Genomic DNA, 10,182 nt, shown 5'->3' with positions numbered 1-10,182 from the left:
TTCCTGGCCTGGGCCCTGGAGGCGACGCTGGCCTGGCAGGTCGCCCACGCCGCCGGGGTCGACCTGGCCTACCACGAGGCGATCGCGGTGACCGCGGTCGCGATCGCTGCGCAGACCGTCGCCCTGACCCCGGGCGGCATCGGTTCCTACGAGGCCGCCGGCACCGCGGCGCTGGCCGCGCTCGGGGTCGACCCCGGCACGGCGTTCGCCATCGCGCTGGCCACCCACGCGGTGAAGACCGCCTACTCCCTGGTGGTCGGTGCCGTCGCGTTGCTGACCCCAGCGCCCACCTACTGGGGCAACCTGCGCCTGCCCCGCACCCTGCCGGCCCGCCCGGTGCCCTGGCTCGTCGAGGCGGCCGCGCCGGTGATCGCGGTGATCCCGGTCTTCAACGAGCAGGACGTCGTCGGGGACGTGATCCGCCGGTTGCCGGCGAGGGTGGACGGACGGCCCGTGCGCTGCCTGGTCATCGACGACGGCTCGGCCGACGACAGCGCGGCCCGCGCCGCGGAGGCCGGCGCCACCGTGATCGCGCACCCGCGCAACCAGGGCCTGGGCGCCGCGGTACGCACCGCCCTGCGGGAGGCGAGCGCCCTGAACCCGGCGGCAGTGGTCTACCTCGACGCCGACGGTGAGTACGCCCCGGAGGACCTGCCCACGGTGGTCGCGCCGGTGCTGGCCGGGACGGCGGACTACGTCGTCGGCTCCCGCTTCGCCGGGAACATCGAGCACATGCGCCCGCACCGGCGCCTCGGCAACGTGGTCCTCACCCGCTGGGTGCGCTGGACCGCCCGCCGCCGCGATCTGACGGATGGTCAGAGTGGGTACCGCGCCTTCTCGGCCCGCGCGGCGGCCGAGGCCGAGATCGTGCACGACTACAACTACGCCCAGGTCCTGACCCTGGACCTGCTGGCCAAGGGATATCACTACACCGAAGTGCCCATCGGGTACCACTTCCGGACCACCGGGGACTCATTCGTCAAGCTCGGCCGCTACCTGCGCAAGGTGGTCCCGGCCGTGCACCGCGAGCTGAACGCGGACCGGGTGGCCGCGCCGACTACGGGCTCGTCGAGCCGGCCGGTTCCGATCCGCCGGACGGGATCGGCGATTCGGAGTTGAGGTTGCGCACCGTGCGTCCGTCGTCCTGACCGCAACCCGCGAGGGCGGCCGCTCCGAACGCCAGGGCAGCAGCGACCACGACGCGGCTGCTCAAGATTTGGCCTGCCCACATACGAAATTCCAAGGTCGCAGGGTTAGGTTAGGCTGCCCATTATCCGGGCAGCGTGCTGAATTCGTGCCAAGGGTGTGAGCCGTGTACCGCAAGTTCTTCGGTGTTGCCGCTGTCCTTTCCCTGCTGCTTCCCGTCCTCGTCGGCTGCGGGTCCGACGACAAGGAGACGATCCGGGTCTACTCCGGGCGCCACTACGACCTCGAGGGCGCCTTCAACGGGTTCGCCAAGGACACCGGCATCAACGTCGAGTTCCTCTACGGCAGCGACGCCGAACTGCTCGAGCGGATCAAGGCCGAGGGTGAGGACACCCCCGCCGACCTCTACATGACCGTCGACGCCGGCAACCTCTGGCTCGCGGCCAAGGACGACCTGCTCCAGCCGATCACCTCACCGACCCTGGACGACGCCGTGCCGGAGGGCCTGCGCGACCCGCAGGACCGCTGGGTCGGGCTGAGCATGCGGGCCCGCACCGTCATGTACAACCCGGACAAGGCCCAGCCGAGCGACTTCGACTCCACGGACTCCTACGCGGGCCTGGACGACCCGAAGTGGAAGGGCCGGCTGTGCGGGCGCACCGCCGACTCCTCCTACATGCAGTCCCTCGTCGCGCAGATGATCGACCAGCACGGCCGGGACAAGGCGCTGGAGATCGTCAAGGGCTGGGTCGCCAACGACACCAAGATCCTCACGGACGATGTGACCGTCCTGAAGACCATCGACGCCGGTGGCTGCGACGTCGCGTTGACCAATCACTACTACCTGGCGCGCGTCCTCGCCGACGATTCGGACTTCCCGGTCAAGCCGTTCTGGGCCAACCAGGATGGCGACGGCGTGCACGTGAACATCTCCGGCGCCGGGGTCCTGAAGAACGCCGACAACGCCCCGGCCGCGCAGAAGCTGCTGGAGTGGCTGGCCACCACCGGGCAGAACGCGTTCTGCGACGGCAACTACGAATATCCGGTGAACCCCGACGTGAAGCCGGACGCGCTGATCGAGGGTTTCGGGACGTATGAGTTCGCTCCCATCAACGCCGAGGCGTACGGAAGTCTCAACGCCGAGGCGATCAAGGTGATGTCGGAGGCCGGGTACCGGTGACCCTGCTCGATCCCGGCTTGCCGGCGAGCAGTGCCGCTTCCGAGGGCGAACGACCCCGGGACAGGGGCAACCGGTTCCGGGGCGGCAGGGGACGGACTGGCTGGGCCGGCGGCGTCGGCCTGATCGCGGTGATCGCGAGCCTGCCGGTGCTCGCCGTGGTGATCGACGCGTTCGCCGCGACCGGCGGCGACGTCCAGTGGCCGCCGCGGCTCGGGCACATGGTGATCACCACGATGGTCCTCCTGGTCAGCGTCGGCGCGGCGACGGTCGTCATCGGCGGCGGACTGGCCTGGCTTGTCACCGCCTACAGCTTCCCTGGGCGGGGCGCGTTCTCCTGGCTGCTGGTACTGCCGCTGGCGATGCCCGCCTACATCGCCGGCTTCGTCTACCTGTACCTGCTGGACTACCCCGGCCCCATCCAGACCCAGTGGCGCGAGTGGTTCGGGCAGGACGCCTGGTTCCCGGACGTGCACTCGACGGGCATGGCCGCGGTCGTGCTGTCGCTGTGCCTGTATCCGTACGTCTACCTGCTCGCGCGCTCCGCGCTGCTGGAGCAGGCCCCGGCCACCTACGACGCCGCGCGGTCGCTGGGGTGCTCGCCCACCCGGGCACTGCTGCGCGTCGTGCTGCCGCTGGCCCGCCCGTCCCTGATGGCCGGCGCCGCGCTGGTGATGATGGAGACCCTGACCGACTTCGGCACCGTCGCGTACTTCAACGTGGAGACGGTCACGGTCGGGGTCTATCGGGTCTGGAAGGGCACTTTCGACCGGCAGTCCGCGACCGCGCTGGCTTCTCTGGTGCTGGCGTTCGCCTTGATCGTCATCCTCGCCGAACGCCTGGCCCGCGGCCGGGCGCGGTACCTGCAGAAAGGCGGGGCGGATCGCGGGTTCACCCCGGTGCCGCTGCGCGGCGCCAAGGCCTGGGCCGCCACCGGCGTGTGCTCCCTGGTGCTGCTGCTGGCCTTCGCCCTGCCGGTGTGGCAGCTGGTGTGGTGGGCCGGGAACGCGAAGGACGGCGGCTTCTCCAGCCTCCTCGACGAGCGCTACCTGGAGTACCTCTGGAACAGCCTGCGCATCGGTTTCATCGCGGCCGCCGGGTGCGTGGCCGCCGCGGTGGTGATGGCGCACGCCGCCAAGCTGACCCAGGGTCGCGGGGTAGAGATGGCCTCGCAGGTGGCCACCGTCGGCTACGCGATCCCCGGCGTCGTGGTGGCGATCGGCGTACTGATCGCCACGGCGTGGGTGGACGACGGGGCGGAGGCGATCGGCATCTCCGGTGGCATCGGCGCGGTGGCGACCGGTTCGGTGATCGGCGTCGTCTACGCCTACCTGGTGCGATTCATGGCCCCCGCCTACCAGAGCGTGGACGCCTCGTTCGCCAAGATGCCCTCATCGCTCACCGGTGCGGCGCTCAGCCTCGGCTCGATGCCCCGCCAGGTGCTGACCCGGGTGCACCTGCCCCTGGCCCGGGCCGGCGTCGCGGTGGCGGTGGTACTCGTCCTCATCGATGCGTTGAAGGAGTTGCCGATCGTGCTGCTGCTGCGGCCCTTCGGCTTCACCACGCTCTCGATCCAGGCCTACCAGGAAGCCTCGGAGGCCCGCTGGGAGAGCGCGGCCACGCCGGCCCTGACGATCGTGGTCGTGGCGACCATCCCGGTGCTGATCCTGTTCCGCAAGATCCTGCCGGCGAAGGCTCTGACATGACGGCCCCTCCGCTGACGGCGGCGGTGCCGCCCGGAGAGCTGCTCCTCTCGCTGGAGTCCGTGGTCAAGGACTTCGGCAGGACCCGCGCCGTCGACGGAATCTCCCTCACCGTCGGTCCGGGCGAGATCATCGCGATGGTCGGCCCGTCCGGCTGCGGCAAGTCGACGACGTTGCGCATGGTGGCCGGCCTCGAGCGGCCCGACTCCGGCCGCGTCCGGCTGGCCGGACGGTACGTCGCCGGACCGGACGCCTGGGTGCCGGCCGAGCGGCGCGGGGTCGGCCTGGTGTTCCAGGACCACGCGCTGTTCCCCCACCTCACGGTCGAGAACAACGTCGGCTTCGGACTCCCCCGGCGCTCTCCGACCCGGACCGCCCGGATCCGCGAGGTGCTGGATCTGGTCTCGATGGCCCCGTTGGCCGGGCGCTACCCGCACGAGCTCTCCGGCGGAGAACAGCAGCGTGTCGCGCTGGCCCGCGCGCTCGCGCCGGGACCGCCGATCGTCCTGCTGGACGAGGCCTTCTCCAGCCTGGACCGCGGCCTGCGCGCCCAGATCCGCACCGACACCGTCGCGATCCTGCGCCACACCGGCACCGCCGCGATCCTGATCACCCACGACCGGGACGAGGCCCTGGCCACCGGCGACCGCGTGGTCATCATGCGCGGCGGCCGGATCGAGCAGGACGCGACCCCGGACGAGGCGTTCCACCACCCGGCGACCCGGTTCGTGGCCACCTTCGTGGGCGACGCGGTGCTCCTGCCGGCCGAGCGCGACGCCGGCATGCTGTACTCCGAGATCGCCGAGATGATCACCCCCTCCGGGATCGGCCACGGCGAGGTCGAACTGGTCGCCCGGCCGCACGAGGTGACCCTTGACGCCGGCGGCCCCGGCAAGGCCGAGGTGGTCGCGCTGGAGTTCCAGGGCGCCTTCGTGCTCTACACCCTCACGCTGCAGTCCGGGATCACGCTGCGCTCGCTGCAACCGCACGAGGTCCGCCTCGACCTCGGCGCCAAGGTCTCGGTCGGACTCGCGCCGGGCATCACGCCCTCGATCCTGGTCGACGGGGTCCGGCCCCGCTGAGGGTGCGTCAGTCCTCAACCACGTGGACGTTGAACCGCTCCCGGGCCTGCGCCCAGGCCTGGTGGTCGAAGCCGGCCGGAGTCAGGGCCGCGACCGCGTCGTAGGCCATCGCGAGCGCGTGGTGGGTGTTGTCGTGCGCGAACAGGCCGAGGCGGCCGAAGGTGGTGACCCCCGGGATCCCGCGCGCCCAGGAGTCCAGGGTGCTCAACGCCTCGCCGTAGCCACGGGTGTAGACCGGGTAGACGTGATTGACGCGGCGCACGACGACCTGCTCGACATGCATCACCGGCAGTCCGGTGCGGGCGAGGGTGTCGGCCACGATCTCGGCCAGCGTCGCGGAGTCGGCGGTGTGGATCGCATCGCCCTGCGCGCACGGGATCTCGGCGCAGATCACGCTGCGGTCGGCCGGGTCGTCGGCGCTGATCCGGTAGTTCGCCGGTTCGGAGAGCCGGGTGATCGGCGTTCCGTCGGCCGGCAGGTAGTGCGCGTCGAAGCCGGTCCAGCGACCGCCGCTGTGCACCAGGTAGACCAGCACCATCGCCCGGAAGGTCAGGCCGTCCGCAGCGGCGAGGACGGACGCGGGAGCAGCCGGGTCCGCCATCTTCGCCAACCGGGGCAGCGGCACGGTGGAGAAGACGTGACGACCCGTCACGGTGGTGCCGTCAGCGGTGCCGACCAAGGGCGAGGAATCCGACCCGGACCGGGGCACGATCCGCGCGACCGGACTGGAGAGCCGGATCTCCGCCCCGGCGTCGGTCGCGGCCTGAGCCAGCGCGTCGACGATCTGGCCGAACCCGCGCCGCGGGTAGTGAAAGATCAGGCCCTGTCCGCTGCCGCCCTCGCCGGTGACGCGGCTGCGCCGGGCTCGGGCCAGGATCTTGGCCGCAACTTTCCACGGGGTGTCGGCGGTGACCCGGCGCCGGGCCTGCTCGCCGTCGATCTGGCTACCGTCCAGGCCCCACAGCTTGCGGGCGTACGGGTCGTAGAGCGCGCCGTAGAGCGTCGGGCCGAGTCCGGAGCGCAGCACCTCGGCGAAGGTGTCTTCCCGGGGCTTGCGCGCCGGTCCGGTGATCGCGTCCCGCCCGATCCCCGCCAACATCCGCCCCGGCAGCACCCGGGCGAGCTCGACCGGCTTGAGCGGGAAGCCGACCCAGGTCCCGGCCACCCGGAGCCGGCCGTTGCGGGGGCGGGTCTGCAGGTCCTCACCGAGCAGGCCGCGCAGGTCCGCGAGCAACCGCGGATCGGTCGCCGGGTGCAGCCGGTGGCTGCCGGCGTCGACCCGGATGCCGGCCACCTCGAAGCTCGCAGCCATCCCACCGACATAGGGCGCGGCCTCCAGCACGACCACCGAACGCCCAGCGCGCGCGGCGCGCCAGGCCGCGGCCAGTCCCGCCGGCCCGGCGCCGAGGATCACCACGTCGGCCGACGTGCGTCCTGCTCCTGATCGGCCAGCCACCGGGACAACCAACCACACGCCGTCCCCCTGCGCGTGTGCGGTCGGTCATGCCTCACCCACCATCCGCTCATGCATGAGCGAGTGGTCGAAATTCGGGGCCCGGAGGCCGGGAAATCGACCACTCAGTCATGCAGGACCGACTCGCGGGGCCGGGTGGGAGGCAATTGAATGGAGTCCGGGGGCCCGCGGCGGCATCCTGGCGGCATGCCTGAAGCGATACGGGTCGGCTCGGTGACGATCCCGGAGAAGGAGCTCACCTGGCGCTTCTCCCGGTCGTCCGGACCGGGCGGCCAGGGCGTGAACACCGCGGACTCCCGCGTCGAGCTGATCTTCGACCTGGCGAACTCCGAGGCCTTCTCCCCAGCGCTGCACCAGCGCGCGCTGCAGCGCCTGGCCAACAAGCTCGTCGACGGGACCGTCGTGGTGGTCTCCTCGGAGAACCGGGCCCAGCTGCGCAACCGGCAGGCCGCGGCCGAGCGGCTGGTCGCGATCCTCACCGAGGCGATCGCCCCGCCGCCGCCACCGCGGCGCGCGACCCGGCCCACCAAGGGCTCCACCGAGCGCCGGCTGGACGAGAAGACGCGACGCTCGCAGACCAAACGCCTGCGCCGCTCCGCCGACGACTGAGTATTCAGGCGAGCAGCCGGACGATCGCGAGGGTGCCGATCACGACGATGATGCCGCGGAGCGCGGCGGGTGGCAGCTTGCGGGCCAGCCGGGCGCCGAGCAGGCCGCCGACGATGGACCCACCCGCGATCAGGCCCGCGATCTTCCAGTCGATGTCTTCGATTGCGATAAAGACCAGGGCAGCGACCAGGTTGGCCGTCAGGGCGAGCACGTTCTTGGTCCCGTTCAGGCGATGCAGGCTGTCGTCGAGGAACACCGCGAGCAACGCGATCAGCAGCACGCCCTGGGCGGCCCCGAAGTACCCGCCGTAGATCCCGACCAGGCCGCAGGCGATGAACATCGGCGGCCCGCCGTGGCCGGGGTTCAGTTCCCGCCGGCTGGTGATCGCGGCGGTCAGTCGGGGCTGGACGAGCACGAGGATGACGGCCAGCGCGATCAGCGCCGGGACGATGGCGTCGAACGCCTCGGAGGGCAGCGTGAGCAGCAGGATTGCTCCGGTGAGGGCCCCGCAGGCCGAGGCGACCGCGAGCCGGCGGATCCGATCGAGCTGCCCCGTCAGCTCGGAGCGCATCCCCCAGACGGCGGCCGCGGACCCCGGGACCAGGCCGACGGTGTTGGAGACGTTGGCCAGCAGCGGCGGATAGCCGACGGCGACCACGGTCGGGAAGGTCAGCAGCGTCCCGGACCCGCCGACGGCGTTCATCGCCCCGGCTCCGAACCCGGCGAGCGCGATCGCCAGGGCTTCCCAGGGACTCACTGCGTGACGCTAACCCGCGTGTCGGACTGAGGGCACGTCAGCTTCCGGGCGGCGTGGGCGGAACGCTCCCGACCACGCGGCCCAGTCCCTCCAGCGCCTTGCCGAGTTCGCTCGGCACGATCCAGACCTTGTTGGCGTCGCCGCGGGCGATCTCCGGCAGCATCTGCAGGTACTGGTACGCCAGCAAGCCCTGGTCGGGGTCACCGTCGTGGATCGCCTGGAACACCGTGGTGATCGCCTGCGCCTCGCCCTGCGCGCGCAGGATCTGGGACTCGCGCTCGCCCTCGGCCCGCAGGATCTGCGCCTGCTTCTCACCCTCGGCAGTCAGGATCTGGGACTGCTTGAAGCCCTCGGCGGTCAGGATGGTCGCCCGCTTCTCGCGGTCGGCGCGCATCTGCTTCTCCATCGAGTCCTTGATCGACAGCGGCGGGTCGACGGCCTTGAGCTCGACCCGGTTCACCCGCAGGCCCCAGCGACCGGTCGCCTCGTCCAGGACGCCGCGCAGGGCGGCGTTGATCTGGTCGCGGGAGGTAAGCGTCTGCTCCAGGGTCAGGCCGCCGACCACGTTGCGCAGCGTGGTAACGGTGAGTTGCTCGACGCCCTGGATGTAGTCGGCGATCTCGTAGGTCGCCGCCTTGGGGTCGGTGACCTGGAAGTAGATGACGGTGTCGATCGACACCACGAGGTTGTCCTGGGTGATGACCGGCTGCGGCGGGAACGAGACCACCTGCTCGCGCAGGTCGATCAACGGGCGGAGCCGATCGATGAACGGGACCAGCAGCGTCAGCCCGGCGGGGAGGGTCCGCGAATAGCGGCCGAGCCGCTCCACGATCCCGGCCCGCGCCTGCGGCACGATCCGCACCGAGCGGGACAACACCACGAGCACGACCACCGCGATCGCGACCAGAGCGATCGTCGCTGCCAGGTTGCCGTCACTCATGTTTCCCCCGTCGTTCGTTGCGGGTGGCTATCCGACCAAGGCGGTCGCACCGTCGATCTCGATCACTGCGACGTCCTCGCCGGCGCCGTACACGCTGGTCTGGTCATAGCTGCGCGCGGACCAGACCTCGCCGGCGAGCTTGACCCGGCCGCCACGCGGCCCGACGTCCTCGAGTACTTCCGCCTGCTGCCCGACCAGCGCCGCGACGCCGGTGCGCAACTCCGGCGTGGTCCGCAGGTGGCGCAGCGCGACCGGACGGAGCAGCACCAGACCCGCCAGCGCGACCACGATCCCGGTCGCGATCTGCAGCGGAGTCCCGCCGTCCGCGCCGGCCACCCCGGCCGCGGCCAGCGCCCCGGCCGAGAGCTGCGCGAACACCAGATCGAAGGTGAATACCTCCGCCGCGGCCAGGACGGCCGCGGCGATGATCCACCACACCCAGGCATCCACATGGTCATCGTAGGTCCGCGGGGCCTCCCGACCCCGGGCGCGGCTACCACCGTCCCGGCGAAGGCTGATCGCAGCCGGGACTTGGCCCGGTGACCCGAAGTGTCCCGATTCGTCCCGCGACAAGGGCCACGGGCACCAGTTCAGCGCGCAAAGTTCGGTGAAATCGGGCGAACCGCGGCTAGATTGGCGCGCGGTCGAGCCCGCCGGCACGGCCCGGGATCCGTGCGCCGAGCGCTGCCCGACGGATCCGCGCACCGATCCCACCTCGGGCAGCGATGGGGGACCCACCGGCCGCTGCGGCGGCCATCTTGGGGTGAAGCCACGCGAGTGTGCGCGGCCGGGCATGCGACCTCTCGCCCGAACCCGTCAGCTAACCCCGTAGGCGCTCGAGAGGCTCTCCATGCCCATACCGAGTTCGGCCTTCCCACGCCCCCGTCCGGACGAGGCACCCGCCCCGAACAAAACTCCACCCCGGGTCCAAGGCCGGCACCGCAAACCCAAGCCACCGTCCCGGGCCACCCGGGCCGCTGTCGTGGCCGGCGCCGGCGTCGCGATCCCGCTCGCTGGACTCGCCGGGGTCGCCACCGCCGAGGCGGCGAGTACCTCAAGCTGGGATCGGCTCGCGCAGTGCGAGAGCGGGGGGAACTGGCAGATCAACACCGGCAACGGGTACTACGGCGGCCTGCAGTTCGCCTCCGGCACCTGGCGCTCCCACGGCGGCGCCCGCTACGCCCCGCGGGCCGACCTCGCCAGCCGGGTCGAGCAGATCGCCGTGGCCGAGCGCGTGCTGGACACTCAGGGCTGGGGCGCCTGGCCCGCGTGCTCGCGCCGGATCGGCCTGGAC

10 protein-coding genes and 1 riboswitch are annotated in these 10,182 nt (G+C 71.6%); of the genes, 6 read left to right on the top strand and 4 right to left on the bottom strand.

Going from position 1 to position 10,182, the window contains the following annotated elements; genetic code table 11:
* The 4 genes from H0X00_RS17400 to H0X00_RS17385 form a co-directional block, all read left to right on the top strand.
* Window positions 1–1,119: glycosyltransferase (locus H0X00_RS17400; RefSeq protein WP_293773330.1), on the top strand; the 1,119-nt coding region annotated here is incomplete at its 5' end.
* A 193-nt stretch (window positions 1,120–1,312) separates the two neighbouring features.
* A complete protein-coding gene (locus H0X00_RS17395; RefSeq protein WP_293773327.1) occupies window positions 1,313–2,326 on the top strand; it encodes an extracellular solute-binding protein in 1,014 nt (337 codons plus the stop codon).
* A complete protein-coding gene (locus H0X00_RS17390) occupies window positions 2,323–4,029 on the top strand; it encodes an iron ABC transporter permease (protein WP_293773324.1) in 1,707 nt (568 codons plus the stop codon). Before H0X00_RS17395 ends, H0X00_RS17390 begins: the two co-directional genes overlap by 4 nt.
* The gene (locus H0X00_RS17385; protein WP_293773322.1) at window positions 4,026–5,108 is read left to right on the top strand and encodes an ABC transporter ATP-binding protein; all 1,083 of its coding nucleotides are present in this window, start codon (window positions 4,026–4,028) and stop codon (window positions 5,106–5,108) included. Before H0X00_RS17390 ends, H0X00_RS17385 begins: the two co-directional genes overlap by 4 nt.
* Before the next feature lie 7 nt (window positions 5,109–5,115).
* Here the strand turns inward: H0X00_RS17385 and H0X00_RS17380 are convergent, their stop codons facing one another.
* Window positions 5,116–6,564, bottom strand: coding sequence for an NAD(P)/FAD-dependent oxidoreductase (locus H0X00_RS17380; RefSeq protein ID WP_293773319.1), 1,449 nt, complete (start codon window positions 6,562–6,564; stop codon window positions 5,116–5,118).
* 204 nt (window positions 6,565–6,768) lie between these two features.
* On the opposite strand from H0X00_RS17380, the gene arfB reads away from it, so the two are divergent.
* Window positions 6,769–7,191, top strand: coding sequence for an alternative ribosome rescue aminoacyl-tRNA hydrolase ArfB (gene arfB, locus H0X00_RS17375; RefSeq protein WP_293773316.1), 423 nt, complete (start codon window positions 6,769–6,771; stop codon window positions 7,189–7,191).
* A gap of 4 nt (window positions 7,192–7,195) precedes the next feature.
* Here the strand turns inward: arfB and H0X00_RS17370 are convergent, their stop codons facing one another.
* The 3 genes from H0X00_RS17370 to H0X00_RS17360 are packed head-to-tail and all read right to left on the bottom strand — an operon-like array spanning window position 7,196 to window position 9,338.
* Entirely contained in the window at window positions 7,196–7,948 is a 753-nt protein-coding gene (locus H0X00_RS17370) for a sulfite exporter TauE/SafE family protein (RefSeq protein WP_293773313.1), read from the bottom strand.
* Window positions 7,949–7,985: 37 nt separating this feature from the next.
* Window positions 7,986–8,888, bottom strand: coding sequence for an SPFH domain-containing protein (locus tag H0X00_RS17365; protein ID WP_293773311.1), 903 nt, complete (start codon window positions 8,886–8,888; stop codon window positions 7,986–7,988).
* Window positions 8,889–8,915: 27 nt separating this feature from the next.
* Window positions 8,916–9,338, bottom strand: a complete 423-nt coding sequence (locus H0X00_RS17360; RefSeq protein ID WP_293773309.1) for an NfeD family protein — start codon at window positions 9,336–9,338, stop codon at window positions 8,916–8,918.
* A 242-nt stretch (window positions 9,339–9,580) separates the two neighbouring features.
* Window positions 9,581–9,736: riboswitch (cyclic di-AMP (ydaO/yuaA leader) on the top strand.
* Window positions 9,737–9,870: 134 nt separating this feature from the next.
* On the opposite strand from H0X00_RS17360, the gene H0X00_RS17355 reads away from it, so the two are divergent.
* The coding region (locus tag H0X00_RS17355) for a transglycosylase family protein (RefSeq protein ID WP_293773306.1) at window positions 9,871–10,182 on the top strand (312 nt) is incomplete at its 3' end.

Source organism: Sporichthya sp. (assembly GCF_013815995.1).
Lineage (GTDB): Bacteria > Actinomycetota > Actinomycetes > Sporichthyales > Sporichthyaceae > Sporichthya.
The sequence above is the reverse complement of the archived record's forward strand: the minus strand, read 5'-3'. Positions and strand labels throughout refer to the sequence as shown.